This is a genomic window from Bacillus pumilus (genome assembly GCF_038738535.1).
Classification (GTDB): domain Bacteria; phylum Bacillota; class Bacilli; order Bacillales; family Bacillaceae; genus Bacillus.
The window spans coordinates 3,487,967-3,506,390 of record NZ_CP046128.1; the positions used below are offsets into that span (position 1 = coordinate 3,487,967).

Sequence of the window (18,424 nt, forward strand, 5' to 3'; positions counted from 1 at the left end):
ATGATTAGCCTCCTAATTGTGTGACAACCATCAATGTATCTTGACGATTGACCTCTTGTAATGGCTGTACCTTTATATCATATTGATCTGTATTTGTGATTACAGCAAGTGTAACTGGATCATATCCTGCTGCTATGATTTTTTCTACATCAAATTCAATCAGTAAATCTCCTGCTTGAACACGTTCTCCTGCCTGCACTTTTGGATGAAAATACTGTCCTTCCAGCTGAACGGTATCGATGCCAATGTGGAATAATACTTCAACCCCTTGGTCCGTTTTCATACCAAGTGCGTGATTTGTTTCGAACAGCAAGGTCACCTCGCCATCTACTGGTGCATAAAGCGCTCCTTTTGAAGGTACTATGGCAATTCCTTCACCCATGACCTTTGAAGAGAAAATATCATCTTTTACTTCAGATAGAGAGATCATTTGACCAATCACAGGGCTTTTGAATGTTTCACCTGCTCCAATTTGTTCAGCAAATGCAGCTTGATCATTTGTCTTTTCTTCTACTGTTTTATCCTTACCTAATACAAAAGCAGCGATAAAGGCGACAATAAACGAAATGACTGCTCCAATGACAGCAAACATCAGATTTCGCGGGAGCTCATCTGAGATAAACATCGACATACTTGCTAATCCAGGGCCAACAAGTACAAAGGCTTGTATACCAACTAATCCAATGAAGATTCCGCCAACAAACGAACCAATCATGACACTTCCAAGGACCCGCTTATTTTGAAGTGTCACACCATACAAAGCAGGCTCTGTGATGCCAAAAAATGCTGAAATCCCTGCCGAAATGGCTGTTGATCTGAGTACCTTGTCTTTTGTGCGTAGTGCCACAGCGAAACACGCTCCACTTTCAGCAATATTATGTGCAAGTGATGCAGGTAAATAAAGCGCTTCTTTCCCAAGGGTCCCCATTGTTGTGACTGCATAAGGGACCATTGCTTTGTGCATACCTGATGCGACCATGAATGGGAGGACTGCTGCTAAAATTGCGACAGCTACCCAGCCTACTGTATTAAACATTGCAAGAATGATGGATGAAAAACCTTGTCCTGCTGTAAAACCAATCGGTCCTAATAGAAGTAACGTAACTGGTACAGTAATGACCAATGACATCATTGGGACAAAGAAAATCCGAATTGGTTTTGGTGAAAATCGTGTAAAGAATTTTTCCATTTGAGCGTAAAGCAATACAGAAAGGATTGCTGGGAACACTTGATACGCATAAGCTATATTTTTTACGTCGAATGTCATCAATTGCGCACCTTCAGTAAGCATAGCCGTCATGTTCGGAAGAAGGAGCGCACCGACTGCTGATAATGCGACCAGTGGGTTTACTTTTAGTTTATTGGCAGTCGTTACAGCGACTAGTAAAGGGAGGAAGTAAAGAGGTGCGTCCCCTACCATGTTCAATATTTGATAGGTTTGGCCCTTTGCATCCATCCAGCCTAATAAAGAGAAAAGGAGAAGAAATGATTTTAAAATCCCTCCGCCTGCGATAGCTGGAACAAGCGGCTGGAAGACACCTACAATGAAATCTAACAGAACTGTGCCTGCTTTTCTTTTTTCTTTTGGCTGATTGGAAGGCGCGTCTTTCCCTGATGAGCTGCTACCTATTAAACTTGTTAACTTTTGATACACTTCGATGACGTCATTCCCAATGACCACTTGGCATTGACCTGACATTCTGACAGCTATGACACCTGGCGTTTTTTCTAGAGCCGGTACATCTGCCTTCTTCTGATCAATCAGTGTGAAGCGAAGTCTTGTTGAACAGTGCTCAAGGTGCGCAATGTTTTCTTTGCCACCTACATGCTGTAAAACGTCTTTGGCAACCTGTGTGTAATCCATTTTTTCTCCCCCTTTTCTCATACATGAGACCTATATTTCGGCAATAAAAAAAGGACCTAAAACGACAAATTAAAGAAATTCATCGTTTTTAGATCCTGCCTGCATGACCAGTCACATGTCTAATTTATCAATATTGGATTTGATTTTAGTATATATTGAGTTAATGTAAGCGTCAACATATATTTTTGAATTTAAAAAATATTTTTTTACAAGTCTAATGTCATCAAAACGACCTCATTTTACTTTAGAGGAAATTTAAATCGAAAAAGTCAGATAGTCTCAAATGTCCTATCTGACTTAATTATTATCATTATTTTTTCTTTGCTTTTTTCTTTGCGGCATTTTTAAATGCTTCTTCTTGCTTTTGATATTGTTTCTTATTCACAGCTTTCAGTTTCATTTTTTCATTCTTTTTCCAAATCGGTAACTCAATATAGGAAGCCTCTACATCAGATGACCCTATCATCTTAGACAAGCCACACTTTATTTTTGGTGTGGGATATACCCAAAAGTTTTTAAAACCTGTGGTTCCAACTGCTTGATATTTTTCTTTTTTCAATGGCTTACTTTTCTTCCCTGTGGCTTTGGAGATTGTAATAGCTCCTGAAAAATCCCCTTCAAAAACGGCTTCTTCGATATCAAGGAAAATTTGATATGAATTGTTTTTTGCTGTATACAGATAGCCGTAGGCTTTATTTAAATTATCTGTGTATTTCCCTATGATCTCATAGTAACGGTCTTCTGCTGTATCGACGTACTCATCATAGCGCTTATCTATGGCTTTTTTGTATTCTTTTAATTTCTTCTCATCAACAGCTTGATAGCGTTTACTTTTCTTTGCTCCTTGCTTTTTGACCATGAGATCTTTTCCAGAAAAATAGATGTCATATACGATTGTTTTCTTCTTTTGTTGGACTTTAAGTTTGTATCCTTTTTTGGTGGTTTTCCCGGTTAGTTTGTATTTTGTTTTCACCATAAAAGGTTCAATTGGATCAATCTTAACACCCTTACCGTTTAGGTAACCCGTGACCTTGCCTTTCTTTTCAGTCACCTTCAGCCAACTGACATTGTCCTTTGTTTTATAAGCATATGCATAAGATTGATTCAGTGATTCTTTTTTAGCAGATGCTTTGTTTCCTCCAAAACTTCCAACACCAATCAATAGTGCAACAATCATGAACAATATTCCTATGTTCCTCAACTTCATTTGTACACCCTCCATTCTTTTATGAATAGATGCGCAAGCACTTTACACATCAAGTATATATTACCATATTTATGATTTATCTCCTGTATTTCAAAAATATAAATCTATCAATTATTATTTTCTTGCTTTTTATTCATTTCAAATTTATTATATATCTAATTGATATATCTTTTAGATAGGTGTGCTGATATGAAAAAATACAATGATACGACGTATGCAATTTTAGGTATTTTAACGACAGATTGTAAGTCAGGGTACGAAGTGAAGCAATTAATTGATAAGAGCTTGCATCATTTTTGGAAAATTAGTTATGGACAAATTTATCCAGCTTTAAAGTTTATAGTCGAGGAAGGTCTTGCTAAGGTTTCACCCGCTTCTACGTCTGGCCGCTCAGACAAGCGGGAATATCATTTGACTGAAAAAGGGCTGAAGACGTTAAGGCAGTGGTTAGCGCAGCCGCTCGATCAGTTACCAACAGAACGAAATGAAGTGTTATTAAAGTTATTCTTCGGTCAATATCTTTCGTTTGAGAAAAAGCTGGTGCTTCTACAGGATTATGAAAGGCAGCTTCGTATCCGTTATGAGACCTATGTTTCGATTGAAAAAAACATTCAAGAGCTTTATCCAGATGAAGCGGATGCGAAGTATTGGCTGTTTACTTTAGATTACGGAAAAAGAGTGGCTCAAGCGGGAATTGATTGGTGCGTGGAAACATCCCATTTGATGAAGAAGGAAGGGTAAATGAATGAAAAAAGACATACGTGCTGGCAGGTTTACAACAGAGAATTCTGACTCGATTGTTGTGTTCATTATCGGCATGCGGATCAACAAACGCTGGGCAGTTCATCAATGGCTGCCTGTGTTCATGGCGATGCCTGGCATGATCAAAGAGCTGTATACCCATCAAGATGAGCTTGGTTTCCTCGGGACAGAGAATTACTTTGGCTTACGCACGACAGCGATGATCCAATATTGGAAATCAACAGATGACCTCCTTGCCTATGCGAAGATGGAAAAACATTTGGCGGCTTGGAAGAACTTCCATCAGAAGGCTCAGAACAATGACGCAGTGGGCATTTATCATGAAACCTATCAAATTCAAGCCGGCTCGTATGAATCCGTCTATATGAACATGCCTTCCTACGGACTGAGCCAAGCGAGAGCTCCTATTCCAATTGGTAAAGGAAAACAAACAGCGAAAGAACGGCTGAAAACAACAAATTCCTAGAGAGCGAATCTCTAGGAATTTCTTTTTGCAACGGTCACAAAATGCTTTAATATGCGGGCTGTTAATCCCCAAATGGTGTAGTTTTCATAATCATAAAACCATTCCTCTATCGATCGGCTCCCCCAGCGGTACTTCTCACCATTCATGATTTTTTCATAAGGGAAATCCTCACCTGGTGTTGGCTGAACGGATACATGATGTAAGTACGGCTCATATTGGCTGAGCCATGATAGAGGCACGGTAAAGGTCTCTTCTACTTCTTCTTGATTGAAGGAGTGTTTCACTTTTTGTTCATCAATGATCCCGACATATGGGTAGACCACGAAGGATGGAGAAGCAATGTAAGGACTGAGCTGTCCAAGAATCTCCACCGATTCTGGCGGAATGCCCAGCTCCTCATATGTTTCCCGCAATGCAGCTTCCTGTGCTGTTTCGCTGCCGTCGAGTTTGCCACCAGGGAAGCTAATATCACCCGGCTGTTTTCTCATGGTCAGCGATCGCACCTCAAATAATATATGCCATTCCCCGTTTACTTGCACCAAAGGGACAAGGACCGCAGCTTTGAACGCTGTCTCTTCTCCAATAAATAACGGTTGTGATTGATGTAAGTCATTTTTTAATTGGTCAATGAACACGGACATCACCTGTTTTCTGTTCCTCTTTCCTTTAGCGTATCATGGTTCACCTTTTGATTAAAGATGATCTTTCTGACAATTATTTTTATCAATTTGACAACTATACTTGTCAAATTGAATACAATACTTTACAATCAAAGAAAGATTTCGATCAAAGTTGAGGTGACAGAATGAAAAATCGGCTAAAAGAGCTTCGTGCGCGTGATGGGTTGAACCAAACTGAGCTTGCAAAGCGTGCAAAGGTTTCTCGTCAGACCATCAGCTTGATGGAACGAGATGAATTAATGCCGTCTCTCTTGCTCGCTGTTAAGCTTTCACGAATTTTTCAGGAACCCATTGAACGTATTTTTCTATTCGAGGAGGATGAACTCACATGAAAACTGTATACAAAATGCTCTTAGGTGCTCTCCTTGGCTTTCTCGGCGCTTACTGTCTGCTGGCAGCCGAATTTGAGATGACACTTCTTGATGTTGCATTCGAAGCGACTCTTGTCATCAGCGGATTGACGATTCTATTGATTATTTATTGTTTTTCAGGGATTTCACGTATGAAAAAAAGAGTATCACTTTCGGTATCTGGTGATGAGGAGGATGAACTGGAAGCAAAACAGTATCGAACCTTTACTGATTTGACGTTAGCCAATACGGTGAGTACCATTTTGTCCATTATTGCCATCGGTATGGCCATCGTAACCGAGCAGCCTATTTGGCTGATTCTGGTCAATGTTACTTTATTTATCGTCACCATTATCGGTTCTTATGTAGCGATATCCGTTCTAAAGCTTGTCTACCCTAATCGCAACCTACCAAGCCCATCTGACAAAGATTATAGTAAAAAGCTGCTCGCTATTTCTGACGAAGGTGAAAAGCATGTGATGCTTGGCGGACTGTTTCACACATATCAATTGATGAATATCCTGTTGATCGGTGCCATGTTTATTTTGATTGTGTATTCCCTTGGGGCCAATCACTCTCAGCTCTTCTCAATCATGGTGATTGGACTTGTTTTAATCATTTTGAATGCAAATTATATGTTCAGGATTAGAAATCGTTAAATGAACAAAAGCACAGCCTAATGCAAAGGCTGTGCTTTTTTCCGTCCATTATGACGCACGGCGTTTCTTTCGTGCATAAATCAATAATAAGAAACCAAACCAAACCGGTGTTAATAAGAGCGCCGGACGTGTTGCATCCGCAAACAGCATGATTACAAGAATGGCAGCAAAGAGCACAAGAACACAAATGTTCACAAAAGGTGTGAACGGTGCTTTAAAAGTAGATGCCGCATGCAGTTCAGGCCGTGTTTTTTTATATTTCAAATGGCAAATTAAAATAATACTCCATACCCAAATGAAACAAATGGCGCTGATGGTTGTGACAATACCAAAGGCTTGTTCGGGAATCAGCTTGCTTAAAAGAGCACCGACCGATACCACAATCGTTGAAACGAATAGTGCATTACTTGGAACAGCGTGCTTGTTCAGACGTCCAAAGGAAGCCGGGCCCTGTTTTTGATGACTGAGATTATACAAAATTCGGCTTGTTGAGAACATACCGCTATTACAAGCTGAAGCCGCAGACGTCAAGACAACAAAATTAATAAGTCCCGCTGCTACTGGTATCCCAATCAGCCCAAAAGTTTTCACAAAAGGACTTTCTGATGCACTGAGCTCAGTCCATGGGTTGATACATAGTAAAACAAAGATGGCACCCACATAGAAAAATAGAATTCTTAAAGGAATTTTATTAATCGCAGACGGGATGTTTTTTTGCGGATTGGCTGTTTCTGCTGCGGACACACCGACTAGTTCCACTCCCACATACGCAAAGATTACCATCTGGAATGACAGTAAGAAGCCTGTGACACCATGCGGGAATAATCCGCCGTGTGACCAAAGATTCGTCACCGTCACCGGACCTGCATCTGTTTGAAAACCCATGATTAAAAGGACAATTCCAACGCCGATCAGTAATAGAATCGTAATGACCTTAATCAACGCAAACCAAAATTCCATTTCTCCGAAAAGCTTCACCGTTAATAAATTAAACCCTAGTAAAATCAACAAACAAATGATGGCAGGAATCCATTGCGGGATGTCAAACCAGTACTGCACATACACTCCGACAGCAATGACATCCGCCATCGCTGTCATAATCCAGCAAAACCAATACGTCCACCCTGTCACAAAGGAAGCCCAAGGACCGAGATAGTCCTCTGCAATATCGGTTAATGACTGATAGCCCGCCTTCGATAAGAGTAATTCACCAAGTGCCCTCATGACAAAAAAGATCGCCATTCCGACAATTAAATAAGCAAAAATGATCGATGGACCTGCCAATTGAATGGCCTTTCCAGAGCCTAAAAACAGCCCAGTTCCAATGGTTCCGCCAATTGCAATCAACTGAACATGGCGGTTTGATAAATCTCGTTTTAATTCTTGTTGTTCCAATGCTAACGCCCTCCTACGACACGATCTTATACTGAAATAATGAACCCTCAAAAAGTCCATAAAAAAAGAGATTGGATGCGCTCCAATCTCACGGTCATAAAAGAATAGCAAAATAGAGAAAAGCAATACACGGCGTCATCCATGCATTACAAATACAATATTTCGTACTCTTCTGTCCTTTTGCCTGAGATTGTGAACCCTTCGGCGCCGCACATACATGCGGTCTCTCCAGAAGCTGCTCCTGCCATAGTGTGACCCACAGCAATCATAGCCTTCGTTATTTACTTAAAATGTTGCTATTTCTGAATAATTTCATATTTTACGCCTCTAGAAGAAAGCTGTCAATGGAAATCTTTTATGATTTCTGTCACTCTACCTGACATCACTTCATCAACACCCCTCATTAAGGTATAATAAATCAAAAGATGTTCGGCTCGTTTGATGGAGAAATCCATCCTGACCATGAACCAAGTTAGGCAATCCATTGAAGTTGGTGAAGATAAATGAAAAAAATGAACAAACAGCGTGTCACATTACAGGAAGTCGCCCGTCATGCCGGTGTATCGACTTCAACGGCCTCACTCGTTGTTCGAAACAACCCAAGAATCTCTGAAGCCACTCGAAAAAAGGTCCTGCAATCTATGGAGGAATTAGGATACGTGTATGACCGCGTCGCTGCTAACATGCGGTCAAAAAGTTCAAATATTGTAGGTGTGATTGTCACGGATATTTCAAACACGTTTATTTCTGAGTTTTTAATCGGCGTGCAAACCACACTTGAATCACTGGGCTATACCGTTTTACTTGGGACAACCTTTGACAGTGTCGATAAGCAGGAACGGCTCATTTCCACCATGGTAGAGCACCGAGTTGGCGGGATCATTTTAAACCCAGCTTCGAAAAGCTCTGCTCGGACGGTCAAACAATTAAATCAAATTCGCACCCCAAAAGTACTGGCAAATCGTGAATTAGCAGATGTGCATTGTGACTATGTCGGTGCTGATTATGAACAAGGCGCTTGGATGGCGGTCCATCATCTTCTTCAAAAGGGACATCGGCGCATTGCCTTTTTAGGCGGCATCAAGTCCTCCTCGACTTGGATTGACCGAATGAAAGGGTTCAAAAGAGCCCACGACGAGGCAAACCTAACAATTGATGAATCTCTTATTATTGATATGGAACCGACTCGTGAAGGCGGGAAAGAAGCACTCGCCCAAGTCATCGATCAGCCCGATCCTCCTACCGCTATTTTTTGTTTTAGTGACTTAGTTGCGTTTGGGGTCATTCAAGGACTGACATCACGTGACATCAAGCCTGGTGAAGATATCGATGTAGTTGGATTCGATAACATCCCTGAAGCGGAAATGTATCACCCGCCGCTCACCACTGTCTCTTCATTCCCACGGTCCATCGGGGTAAAAGCAGCGAACCTTTTATATCATAAAATGAACGAGCAGGATGAAGAGCTGCAGCGATTGATCTTAAAGCCTCAACTTCATATCAGAGAAAGCTCTACCTCATCGTGAAAAGGAGAATTGTGTATAGCAATTCTCTTTTTTTATTGAGCAAGTCAATCATTTCTTTGTTTCATTTTTCTTTTTTTAAATCACAAAGTCATAAACTTGACACATTTTAAACACAGGAGTATATTTATCTCGTTGCTTCTTTTAGTATATCGTTATACCTATTTCTGTGTATCGTTGTTTTTATCAACATCAGTTAAAAGTGGACTTTTCTGATTCTGATCAAATTATGAAGATTCACTTTCTAATCAAGGCTGTTTTTATTTTTTTATTTTAGTAGAACGATATACTTAATTGAAGAACAGATGAATATTCATTATTTTTTCATCAATCACATAAGGGGTGTTGTGATGGGCTTTATGTACATTCATAAAAAGAACAACCGACATAAAAAGATTTAACCCTAAAAGGGTTGCAAATATAGGAGTGGGAACATGAAAAATCCTTATATTAAATCGTCACTCGGCATGTATTTAAATTACTTCATGCTCGGCATGATCAATATCATTGTAGCGTCCAATATGGATAGCTTATCTGAACGCTACCATGTAGATATTACGAAAATCAGCTTGCTTGTATCGGCGATCGGAATTGGTAAACTGATTGCTCTCTTTTTCTCTGGCCGGTTAGCAGACCGCTGGGGACGTAAGCCTGTCATTATTACAGGGAACTTTCTTTACTTATTATTCTTAATCGGTATTCCAACGACAACGAATTATACATTGGCATTTATCTTTGCGATTTCAGCCGGGATTGCAAACTCATTACTTGATTCGGGAACATATCCTGCTTTGACAGAATCGTTTCCTAAAAAGGCAAGTTCAGCTTCTGTTTTAGTGAAGGCGTCCGTTTCAATTGGAGCGACTGTTCTTCCATTTATCTTGGCGTTCCTTATTGCACATGACATCTTCTGGGGCTGGGCGTTCTTTGGGCTAGGACTTCTTTATTTACTTGTAGGGATTTACTTGATCTTTATGCCGTTCCCGAACCATAAGCAAGTCTCTACACAAGATGACCTTCCAGTGCAGGAACAAATGAAGGAAGAACCTAAAATGTTGGGTGAAGGCTTAGCCGTCGTGCTCATGGGATTCACGTCTACTGCATTGTTTGTCGTATGGCAAACGTGGCTTCCACAGCTCGGATTGAAATTGATTGGGCTTGGCGCAGGACAAGCGACACAGCTTCTTTCTTATTTTAGTATTGGTGCCCTTGTGTCAGTTCTACTGCTCTCAATTGTATTAGATAAATTCATTTCGCCGATTATGGTCGCAATCATTTATCCAGTTGGAGCATTTCTTGCCATGCTTTCACTATTTCAAATTGAAACGTATAGCATTGTCATTGTCAGCACCTTTTTCTTAGGATTATTTACAGCAGGGATCTTCCAGCTGGCGATGAGTATTATGATGAAATTATTCCCTACAAACAAAGCAACGGCTTCATCATACGTCAACATTGCGGCAAGCTCAGCGTTTATTCTTGTGCCGCTCATTACAAGCGGTTTGGTCAGCACGTACGATATTAAAATGACGTTATTTTTCGATATGATCATTGCGGTTATTAGCGTATTGTTAGCGGTCTTTGTTCTTGGACGCATGAAAAAATTGTTTAGATAATTAAAGGAGATGTCAATCATGACAAACATACATGAACGTAATATTGATGGAAAAACAAAATTAGTAGGCCTTCTTGCTACACCAATCGGACACAGCCTGTCACCACGTATGCATAACCTTGGCTATACACTAACAGGAATCAACTACGCTTACCTCGCATTTGAAGTAGGGAATGAGGAACTAGAAGCAGCTGTCAACGGTATGAAAGCAATGGGTGCAGCTGGGTTTAACGTTTCTATGCCGAACAAAATGAAAGTGCTAGACTACTTAGATGAACTAGATGATTCTGCAAAATACACACGTGCAAGTAACACCGTCGTAAACAAAGATGGCAAACTGATTGGCTACAACACAGATGGTCTTGGTTACGTGAGAAACTTGATTGAACATGGCGTTGAATTAGCTGGACAAAAGGTCACACTAGTCGGATCTGGCGGAGCTGCAACACCGATTGCCATTCAGCTTGCACAATCAGGTATTCGTGAAATTAGTATTTTTGCTCGTAATGATCAATACTTTGTTCAAGCAGAAGAAAATGTAAATTACATCAACAACGAAATGACATCATTTGGTGTCAAAGCGAACATTTTCCCACTTGAAAACAAAGACGCTTTCCGCCGTGAAGTAGCTGAAAGTGCAATCTTAGCAAATGGGACAAGCCTTGGCATGAAACCACTAGATCAGCTCAGCATCATCGATGATACGCTTGATGTCCTGCGTGAAGATTTAATCGTGACAGACGTCGTATATAACCCGCAAAAAACAAAGCTCCTTGCGCAAGCACAGGAAGCTGGTGCCAAAACCATTAACGGTCTTGGCATGATGCTATGGCAAGGTGCACTTGCTTACAAACTCTTTACTGGTGAAGATATGCCAGTTGATCAAGTGAAACAAATTCTTTTTGAAAATGACCGTTTCTAAACAAAAGAAAGACGACTTCCTGAGCGGAGGTCGTCTTTTTTATTCATGGACCATGATTTGACGGTATCGATACAGAATATACAGTGCACCGATAATAGCGGCAACTGCCACCACCGCATCGAACAGAAAGATTTGTAAAATGGTCGAGTGACTTTCAATTAAACCTGTTACGACCGGAATGACAATAGCCGACACCCCGCCGGCTGTGGAGATAATCCCTGTCATCGTTCCTTTGTTCTTCCAGAAGAATTCAGCCATCACCGTTAACGTCAGCTGAAAAACACCGGCTGTTGAGAATCCCAATACAAAGGCATTGACAGTTCCGATGACTGGGGATTTCACGACCAATAGTACACAGATGGAGACAAGTGTAATGATTGGATAGATCAGCAGCACAGTGACTGGACGGACAAAACGTCGCAAAAGAAATGCGAGCAATAAGACAGACAGCAGACCGCCCATGCTATAGTAACTAAGCAGCTTCACAGCACTCCCTGAAGCCATCCCCAATATGGTCTCACCGTAAGTAGGCAGCCAAATTTGCGGCAACGCATACAGCCCATTTGACGTAAAGCTGATCACAATGAGTGCAATCCCTTCTCTCCAAAACGTAGGCTCTGTCGAGAAGCGCGGAAGTCCGTCATGCTCCGTTACCTGGACTTGCTCCACCTTGCGATGATTCGGAAATGGCAAGCTCCACAGTATCAAGACATTCACAAGATAGATCAGAGCAGGAACAAAAAATGCCATTCCATAAAACAAATCATGCTCTGCTAAAAAGAAAATCGCCAGTGGCAAAATGGTTGCCCCAATCGAGATAAAGGCCTTCACCATCACATTCGCAGATCCCGAGTTTTGAGGAAAAGCCTCCATTAACGCTGGATACGTTCCTGCATCCATCGCCGAATTCGCCACCCCTGCCAAAATCGCAAACGCAAACGCAATTTGATAATTCGGAGACAATGGGATTCCGATGAGAAACACCGCCATCAGCACACCCGAAACCAAAATGACCGGCTTTCGCCCAAAACGATCTGACAGCACGCCCGATAGACCATACGTGAGCACCCTGCCAATGCCGAGCGCCGAAATCATATAACTAATTCCCGCACTATTGGTATCTAACTGTTTGATTAAAAATGGCATATTTGAAGCCAAAATAATATTGACCATACCTAATAAAAAATAATTGATATAAAGACTAGAAGCCGTTCTCACATACGGATTTCTCATCCTGACACACCCCTCAACACCATCGCAATGAAGTGACAAATAATGGTTACGCTTACAAGATCTCATATGTGAGGAAGAACAGCTTTGCAGCCTTCACGTTCATACATCTCATCCGCTCACAGCTTACATGCCCTTCATGTATCAAGCATTTCTTCAATTTTTCACTCTCTTATTTTATACGAATGCGAAAGGTAAAGATAGTGAATTGCTTAAATTTGAGAGAAAATCATCGATCAAGCGTATGACTCCATCGATAGAAAAAAAGAGTGGCTAATTCCACTCCCTAAAAGATGTGTCAACTCTATTCATCGTTAATTATTCTAGCCCCCAAATACTTAGCTCATAAAAATATTCCGTTCGCTCTATGCATAACCCAAAACAAAAATCCTCTGCGACTAAAATAAAATCCCCGTATCCACTTGAAAATTTCGTTTGCTCAAGAAGCTGGTTTAAATGGCTGAAAACTTCATGTACGTTTACTAAAAGTGCTTCAATTTCATGCTCTCGATAGTGGTTTCCGTGTATTTGAATTTTATCTTCTCTTGATTGAAGGAAAGTAAAAACCTTTTGACAAAACAATTGATTTTCTTCGATATCTAAAAATGCGTTTTCTGGAAGTGTCATATAGCTTAACTCGTTCATTAAGTGCTTTCTTCTGCTTCTTCTTTTTAAGGTTTCGATTTTAGTTTTTGGGTTATTATTCATTTTGGTGACCTTAATATTCCTTTTCCATCTTGTATTTATCAGATACATCCTTCATTAGATAATCAATTAATTTATGAATATGCTTCTTTAATCATAAATCGGAACAAATATAAAAAACCTTTAAGTTGAATTTCGTGTATAGCATACCATAAAACAATTTGGAGGTGTTTTTGTATGAAAAAGGAGTGAGTTATTCAATCAGTGTAAAAGGAGCGACCGTTCGATTGAAGTTAGCAGAGATTCAGTCAAAAAATAAGGATTAAGAATAGTACACAAGTGGAAACATGAAGAAATGGTATCTTAATGGGGAACAGCATTGCTTTCATCAATTGAAATGAAACAACAAGCCATCGAAAGAGTTTCGACAACTGGCTGTTTCATAAAGTGTCATGATCCCTGTCTCAAAAATGAGAGTCAGTCCCGAATGTGGGGATTGTTTAATATGTTAGAGATCATTGTCTTTTGAAGATACTATGAATAGCTTTGTATTCGCTGCCGTATTTTCTGGGTAAGATCTTGATTTAATATCAATGCCAATTCGGCCTCATTTACAACAGAGCCCCATCTGAAAATAATTTCACTATTCAAACCATATTTCAAAAAAAGTGCTTGATAATCTACTTCGTGACTATCCTTGTTCAAACCTGAGTAAAACAAATCTTTTATAGATTCCTCTGAAAGAATAGAATCCCTTCTAGTGGCAATCATGAAACTCGATTGATACTTATCCATTATCCGCAATGCTTTATCTAATTCAGGCTGAGGAACTTTCGCCATACTGACATAAAAATGATTTCTATGTTCATCTAAAAGTAGTTCTGGCCCCTTTTCAAAACCTGAAGTATTTATTTCTGAGTCAATAGACTTCCATACTTTTCGAAATTTCTCTATTCGAGAATGTACATCACTTACTTTCTTACTCAGGAATATATAAAAATGGTAATTATTCAACTGGTCGCTAAAAATTTCGATAAGTTCATTTTGACAATAACGTTGAAAAGTCTTAATTCCGCCATCATCTAAAAAGTAATATCCATTAATACTATATACACTTAACTGTTTAAGTTCATTTATTTTTTGATCTAACCACTTATAGTAGTTTGTAACTTCTTTTTCGAATTCAAGTTCTATTTTCATTAGGCATCTTTTAATCAGTAGTTACATTTGCTCAAATTGAACAAATGCTTTTTCTTTTTGTAAAAACTCCTCAAAAAGAGATGCTAATCTATTTATATTCTCTTCTTTTGAATATAGCAACGGATTATAACCATCTGAAGGAGGCATATAATGAATAAACGGTTCCATATCCTCAGGATATCCAAAATCTGCGTATACTTCAGAAAGTTCATCCAACAACTCTTCAGTTGAATTCTTATTTATTTCTTTTAAGTGAGAAGTTATACCATATCTCCATTTCCTTTTTTCAATGTCCCATTGGCTGGATTCTTCTTCTATCAAATCATTATATAATTCTACCAATACCATTTGAAGTTTTCTATAATCTTCATCTGGGTCGCCAGCTCCCCAAGCTAATTCTAGGATTAAAGAATTTTCACATTCAATATGATTAGATAAATATTCCACAGCATACTTGCTTATTTCTTTATATGAAATCAAATCTAGCCTAATTCCTACATATATAGTTTTCCAATCATAATGAATATTATAAGTTTTTAAGACCTCTATAGAACTTTTCATTTTTTCTTCATTCCTATCTTTTAGGATTTTGATTAGGTAATCCTGTAATTTCACCTTCTGGAATAAACCTTCTATGAGTAACCCCCTTATTGGGATCTACAATCCACTCAAAAATACCATTTTGATCTTTTACCGAAAACACTCTTTCAATTATACGTAAATCTTTATTATAAACGTCCTTGTAACTATAGTATTTCATTCCACCTTCTATTTGATATAACTTAACCTTTGTTTTATCACCACCAACCAAATCAAACTCTTTAGCCAGTGGTGTGTAATTGTCAATTATATCATTGAAACCATGTTGACCATCTGGCTTTTTCAACGCACTTCCGACCCTTTTATTATCTATTACCGGATGTTCAATTTTATCTCCTTTAATCCCCATCTTCCCATTGAACCCTTTCGCCCCAAACGGCAAAAGCATTCCCAGCGCCGCATTCATACTCGCTTCCTGCTGTTCTTTCGAGACCTTATTCCCAAGCATGTCTCTACCTGTAATTGCTTCACTGAAACCGTTGGTGGCGGTGAGGCCATATAAGCCTTTTTGGGATGTTTTTAAGGCATCAAAGGATTTTTGCGAGGTCTTGTAGATGTCGACTGCTCGTACTGCAGCTGAGGTGGCTTGAGTCGTTTTATAAACGGCTTTCCCACCTTTGAAAATGCGTCCTGCCCAACCGACGATAGGGATATATCCTGCTGCTGCCATGCCGCCTGCGGCGACGCGCTGTCCTGCGGTAAGTTCTTCGCCTGTGATCGGGTCAACGCCTGTTGCGGCACGTTTTGCATCGTTCACACCTGTCAGCTCATTCACGATGTTCCCGCCATAATCGAGCGCTTTTTCATACCAAGGACGGTTGGCGAGGGTTTCTTGTTCCTTCGCAATCTTTCGGGCTTCTTCTTGTTCTTTTTTGATTTTGAGATATTCGGAAGTTTGCTTCTCAATATCGCTTTTTGCCTTGTAGATTTCGCTATTTTGATACGCTTTCTTGTCAAAATTCATAGGCGAAATCGCTTTTCCGTCATTTGTCGCATTCATCATTTCTGCGTACAATGCCATTGTAGCTTGCTGCTCCGTTTCTGACAAAGCATATTCATCTTTTAAATTTTGATCAAGCTCTCTTAGGTCTTTTACTGTCTTTTTTCGTTCATCTTCTGCATTTGCAATTTTTTCATCAAAGGTTTTGCTGTCAAATACCTCTAGAGAAATGAGGTCGTCGATGTCTTGAAAAATCGTTTTGAGTGCCTTTTTTTGATCCTTTACAATGCTTTTGGCATTTTTGATGCCCATATGTACAGCGTTGTCTAAAAAGTGTTCTTCTACGAAGGTATCGCCGCCAAAGTTTGTATCATCGAGTGTCCCAGAAACACCTTCATGAAAGGCTTTTTGCTTATCAATGAAGCTGATAAACATGTCTACATTTCCAGCCAGCTCTTTATAAAAGCTTTTAATGTTGTCGGCGCCTTTTCCAGTGAAATCATCACCGAGATTCGCCACACCTTGTAGTGCCTTTTTTAAATCTACCATTTGTTCACGGAGTTCCTGATAGTGTTTTGCCCTTGTGTCCGTGGCACTTGTTAGTGCTTTTGCATCAATTATCTTGCCCAGAAGAAGTCACTCCCTCCATTATTGATCATAAAGTCTATTTTACCGTGTCCACCAAAACGGAAAAATAGGCTAATTGACATAAAAAATGGAATAGACTCACTATTTAACGGGCTAAAAAATAAGCTAGACAATGCGCTATGCTCTGTCTAGCCATACATTCGTTTTATTTATAATCATTGACAGGTCCTTTATCCATCAAAACCTCAATTTCATTAGAAGACTTCATTTTTAATTTAGGTCTGCGCTCAGAGTTTGGTTTGCTGTAAAGCTCAAGTGGGCGGATGATCACACCATCATTTGTATTTTGAAGTATACCTGGCACACAAGAATAAATACGATCATTGTCATTGGCATGTTTGGCATGAATCGTCACAGACGTTCCTTGGTGATTATCTATACTCATAGATACTCTATATCTATAAAAGGAACCTGTTCCGTTTGATTGGGCAGAATAAACAACCGGAACGACAGCAAGGATATCGTCATTTAACCGTAGTTTAATAACTTCTGTTTTCATTGATTCATGGTCTCTGCCGACATCTCCCATATGCTCAACAGCTCCGCTGCCGTAACTTTTGAGAGCAGGAATTCCTTTCGCACCAAACATAGCCACATCTACTTGCTTTCCTGACTTTGTGTAGACCAATGCATAAATATCATAATCGGTGCCGGACTCCCAGGATACTGTAGCTGTGATCTCAGGCGTTTTCTCGATTATGATCGGTTTATGACCTTTGTCTAGACTAATTTTACCCTGAACTTTCTCTAAACTGATAGGTGCAGAGACTTTCTCTTTAGCAGTTGTCTTCGTTTGAGCAGGGTCTTTAATTGGTTGTTTTTCAGGAGCCATTTGATGTGTAGAAATATCCTGTTCATCAGGTTCAACCTCCACACCATAAAGCTTGCATAGACCTTCCAGTCCAGAATCGAAACCACGCCAAATTGAGCGTGCTTTCGTGTCACCATTTCTTATATATAGCTCTACTACGACAATGCCCTTTTCATTTGTAAAGTTTACTGGTGTTAGATAAAACACCTCGTCACCTGTTCGAATTTCTGCTTGCAAATTCTTCACTTGAGAAAAGCCCGTTCCTTGATCTTCTGTTAATGTAATAGCCATCTTTGTGATTCCAGCAGGCACTTTGCTCATATCAAAATTCAATTGATGCCTTTTCCACTGACCTGATACCTCTGCTGGTAAAAGTGACGCTGCACCCGAAGCACTCTCTGGTTGATTGTAAAAAATAATGCCATGATCTCCTTCAACCTGATCTGAATCTGTTAAAAGAAACGCCGTTAAAGAAATATCAATTGCAGATGACACTTCATAACTGATGGATACATGCCCCTTTGGAGAACTTAGTACGGTATTGGCTCCCATTTGCAGAGTTTGATTCATCTCAACAGCTCCTATACTTTATCTACCATTTATCATTTTTATAGATCAATTATACCAAATCATGTAATAGAACCTATTAATATCTTTATCTCTTTTCAACCTCTGCAATGATATGAGACAATGCTAACTAAAAACAAACCACTCCCGAAAGGAAAATCAATGTGTATAAAAGAATCATTCCTGCAGTTATGGTGATATTCGGCCTTTGGATTCTTCTTCAAATATCCTTGAACATCAAGATCTTTCACAATCCAATGAACTATTTTGTCGCCATTACTCTCTTTTTTCTTTGTATTCAGGCTCTATTAAAACATAAACGATGAAAAACCCGAACAAG

18 protein-coding genes and 1 riboswitch are annotated in these 18,424 nt (G+C 39.6%); of the genes, 8 read left to right on the top strand and 10 right to left on the bottom strand.

Annotated elements, in window-relative coordinates; translation table 11 throughout:
• Nucleotides 1-4: 4 nt before the first annotated feature.
• Together GKC25_RS17800 and GKC25_RS17805 are read right to left on the bottom strand one after the other, a co-directional pair.
• A complete protein-coding gene (locus GKC25_RS17800; protein ID WP_034660550.1) occupies nucleotides 5-1,864 on the bottom strand; it encodes a beta-glucoside-specific PTS transporter subunit IIABC in 1,860 nt (619 codons plus the stop codon).
• Between the two features lie 310 nt (nucleotides 1,865-2,174).
• The gene (locus GKC25_RS17805) at nucleotides 2,175-3,041 is read right to left on the bottom strand and encodes a hypothetical protein (protein WP_052004378.1); all 867 of its coding nucleotides are present in this window, start codon (nucleotides 3,039-3,041) and stop codon (nucleotides 2,175-2,177) included.
• A 219-nt stretch (nucleotides 3,042-3,260) separates the two neighbouring features.
• On the opposite strand from GKC25_RS17805, the gene GKC25_RS17810 reads away from it, so the two are divergent.
• Together GKC25_RS17810 and GKC25_RS17815 are read left to right on the top strand one after the other, a co-directional pair.
• Nucleotides 3,261-3,812 (top strand): PadR family transcriptional regulator, encoded by a 552-nt coding sequence (locus GKC25_RS17810; RefSeq protein ID WP_034660552.1) that lies wholly within the window; start codon nucleotides 3,261-3,263, stop codon nucleotides 3,810-3,812.
• 4 nt (nucleotides 3,813-3,816) lie between these two features.
• Nucleotides 3,817-4,299 carry a DUF4188 domain-containing protein gene (locus GKC25_RS17815; protein ID WP_095285585.1) on the top strand — a complete coding sequence of 161 codons (483 nt, stop codon included), beginning with the start codon at nucleotides 3,817-3,819 and terminating at the stop codon, nucleotides 4,297-4,299.
• Nucleotides 4,300-4,310: 11 nt separating this feature from the next.
• On the opposite strand, the gene GKC25_RS17820 is transcribed toward GKC25_RS17815, so the two are convergent.
• Nucleotides 4,311-4,934 (bottom strand): NUDIX hydrolase, encoded by a 624-nt coding sequence (locus GKC25_RS17820; RefSeq protein ID WP_034660554.1) that lies wholly within the window; start codon nucleotides 4,932-4,934, stop codon nucleotides 4,311-4,313.
• Nucleotides 4,935-5,104: 170 nt separating this feature from the next.
• On the opposite strand from GKC25_RS17820, the gene GKC25_RS17825 reads away from it, so the two are divergent.
• Both GKC25_RS17825 and GKC25_RS17830 read left to right on the top strand, forming a co-directional pair.
• The gene (locus GKC25_RS17825; RefSeq protein ID WP_034323321.1) at nucleotides 5,105-5,311 is read left to right on the top strand and encodes a helix-turn-helix transcriptional regulator; all 207 of its coding nucleotides are present in this window, start codon (nucleotides 5,105-5,107) and stop codon (nucleotides 5,309-5,311) included.
• Nucleotides 5,308-5,988, top strand: a complete 681-nt coding sequence (locus GKC25_RS17830; protein WP_034660555.1) for a DUF3169 family protein — start codon at nucleotides 5,308-5,310, stop codon at nucleotides 5,986-5,988. Before GKC25_RS17825 ends, GKC25_RS17830 begins: the two co-directional genes overlap by 4 nt.
• Before the next feature lie 48 nt (nucleotides 5,989-6,036).
• On the opposite strand, the gene GKC25_RS17835 is transcribed toward GKC25_RS17830, so the two are convergent.
• Nucleotides 6,037-7,383, bottom strand: a complete 1,347-nt coding sequence (locus GKC25_RS17835) for an amino acid permease (RefSeq protein ID WP_034660556.1) — start codon at nucleotides 7,381-7,383, stop codon at nucleotides 6,037-6,039.
• 162 nt (nucleotides 7,384-7,545) lie between these two features.
• A riboswitch (glycine riboswitch) is annotated at nucleotides 7,546-7,625 on the bottom strand.
• Between the two features lie 261 nt (nucleotides 7,626-7,886).
• Here GKC25_RS17835 and GKC25_RS17840 point away from each other — a divergent pair.
• The 3 genes from GKC25_RS17840 (at nucleotide 7,887) to GKC25_RS17850 (ending at nucleotide 11,443) form a co-directional block, all read left to right on the top strand.
• The gene (locus tag GKC25_RS17840) at nucleotides 7,887-8,909 is read left to right on the top strand and encodes a LacI family DNA-binding transcriptional regulator (protein WP_034660557.1); all 1,023 of its coding nucleotides are present in this window, start codon (nucleotides 7,887-7,889) and stop codon (nucleotides 8,907-8,909) included.
• Nucleotides 8,910-9,340: 431 nt separating this feature from the next.
• Nucleotides 9,341-10,522 carry an MFS transporter gene (locus GKC25_RS17845; protein ID WP_095285584.1) on the top strand — a complete coding sequence of 394 codons (1,182 nt, stop codon included), beginning with the start codon at nucleotides 9,341-9,343 and terminating at the stop codon, nucleotides 10,520-10,522.
• Nucleotides 10,523-10,540: 18 nt separating this feature from the next.
• Complete coding sequence (locus GKC25_RS17850; RefSeq protein ID WP_187704257.1) at nucleotides 10,541-11,443, top strand: quinate/shikimate dehydrogenase; 903 nt, start codon at nucleotides 10,541-10,543, stop codon at nucleotides 11,441-11,443.
• A 39-nt stretch (nucleotides 11,444-11,482) separates the two neighbouring features.
• Here the strand turns inward: GKC25_RS17850 and GKC25_RS17855 are convergent, their stop codons facing one another.
• From GKC25_RS17855 to GKC25_RS17880, 6 genes are all read right to left on the bottom strand, one after another.
• The gene (locus GKC25_RS17855) at nucleotides 11,483-12,676 is read right to left on the bottom strand and encodes an MFS transporter (RefSeq protein WP_034660560.1); all 1,194 of its coding nucleotides are present in this window, start codon (nucleotides 12,674-12,676) and stop codon (nucleotides 11,483-11,485) included.
• A gap of 315 nt (nucleotides 12,677-12,991) precedes the next feature.
• Nucleotides 12,992-13,381 (bottom strand): YxiF family protein, encoded by a 390-nt coding sequence (locus tag GKC25_RS17860; RefSeq protein ID WP_034660561.1) that lies wholly within the window; start codon nucleotides 13,379-13,381, stop codon nucleotides 12,992-12,994.
• A gap of 471 nt (nucleotides 13,382-13,852) precedes the next feature.
• Nucleotides 13,853-14,518, bottom strand: a complete 666-nt coding sequence (locus tag GKC25_RS17865) for a hypothetical protein (protein WP_034660562.1) — start codon at nucleotides 14,516-14,518, stop codon at nucleotides 13,853-13,855.
• 21 nt (nucleotides 14,519-14,539) lie between these two features.
• A complete protein-coding gene (locus GKC25_RS17870; RefSeq protein ID WP_223254333.1) occupies nucleotides 14,540-15,133 on the bottom strand; it encodes a DUF2247 family protein in 594 nt (197 codons plus the stop codon).
• On the bottom strand, nucleotides 15,093-16,688 hold the full coding sequence (locus GKC25_RS17875) for a ribonuclease YeeF family protein (RefSeq protein ID WP_080869562.1): 1,596 nt from the start codon (nucleotides 16,686-16,688) through the stop codon (nucleotides 15,093-15,095). Before GKC25_RS17875 ends, GKC25_RS17870 begins: the two co-directional genes overlap by 41 nt.
• Before the next feature lie 163 nt (nucleotides 16,689-16,851).
• Nucleotides 16,852-18,087 carry a TerD family protein gene (locus GKC25_RS17880; protein WP_034660564.1) on the bottom strand — a complete coding sequence of 412 codons (1,236 nt, stop codon included), beginning with the start codon at nucleotides 18,085-18,087 and terminating at the stop codon, nucleotides 16,852-16,854.
• Nucleotides 18,088-18,248: 161 nt separating this feature from the next.
• Here GKC25_RS17880 and GKC25_RS17885 point away from each other — a divergent pair, with 161 nt between their 5' ends.
• Entirely contained in the window at nucleotides 18,249-18,410 is a 162-nt protein-coding gene (locus GKC25_RS17885) for a hypothetical protein (protein WP_223256601.1), read from the top strand.
• Nucleotides 18,411-18,424 lie beyond the last annotated feature (14 nt).

What these genes read in the sequence shown, in the direction of transcription:
- GKC25_RS17815 (WP_095285585.1), top strand. Translation starts at nt 3,817, where the DNA reads ATGAAAAAAGACATACGTGCTGGCAGGTTTACAACAGAGAATTCTGAC.
- GKC25_RS17845 (WP_095285584.1), top strand. Translation starts at nt 9,341, where the DNA reads ATGAAAAATCCTTATATTAAATCGTCACTCGGCATGTATTTAAATTAC.
- GKC25_RS17850 (WP_187704257.1), top strand. Translation starts at nt 10,541, where the DNA reads ATGACAAACATACATGAACGTAATATTGATGGAAAAACAAAATTAGTA.
- GKC25_RS17855 (WP_034660560.1), bottom strand. Translation starts at nt 12,676, where the DNA reads ATGAGAAATCCGTATGTGAGAACGGCTTCTAGTCTTTATATCAATTAT.
- GKC25_RS17800 (WP_034660550.1), bottom strand. Translation starts at nt 1,864, where the DNA reads ATGGATTACACACAGGTTGCCAAAGACGTTTTACAGCATGTAGGTGGC.
- GKC25_RS17840 (WP_034660557.1), top strand. Translation starts at nt 7,887, where the DNA reads ATGAAAAAAATGAACAAACAGCGTGTCACATTACAGGAAGTCGCCCGT.
- GKC25_RS17825 (WP_034323321.1), top strand. Translation starts at nt 5,105, where the DNA reads ATGAAAAATCGGCTAAAAGAGCTTCGTGCGCGTGATGGGTTGAACCAA.
- GKC25_RS17880 (WP_034660564.1), bottom strand. Translation starts at nt 18,087, where the DNA reads ATGAATCAAACTCTGCAAATGGGAGCCAATACCGTACTAAGTTCTCCA.
- GKC25_RS17830 (WP_034660555.1), top strand. Translation starts at nt 5,308, where the DNA reads ATGAAAACTGTATACAAAATGCTCTTAGGTGCTCTCCTTGGCTTTCTC.
- GKC25_RS17810 (WP_034660552.1), top strand. Translation starts at nt 3,261, where the DNA reads ATGAAAAAATACAATGATACGACGTATGCAATTTTAGGTATTTTAACG.
- GKC25_RS17805 (WP_052004378.1), bottom strand. Translation starts at nt 3,041, where the DNA reads ATGATTGTTGCACTATTGATTGGTGTTGGAAGTTTTGGAGGAAACAAA.
- GKC25_RS17865 (WP_034660562.1), bottom strand. Translation starts at nt 14,518, where the DNA reads ATGAAAATAGAACTTGAATTCGAAAAAGAAGTTACAAACTACTATAAG.
- GKC25_RS17860 (WP_034660561.1), bottom strand. Translation starts at nt 13,381, where the DNA reads ATGAATAATAACCCAAAAACTAAAATCGAAACCTTAAAAAGAAGAAGC.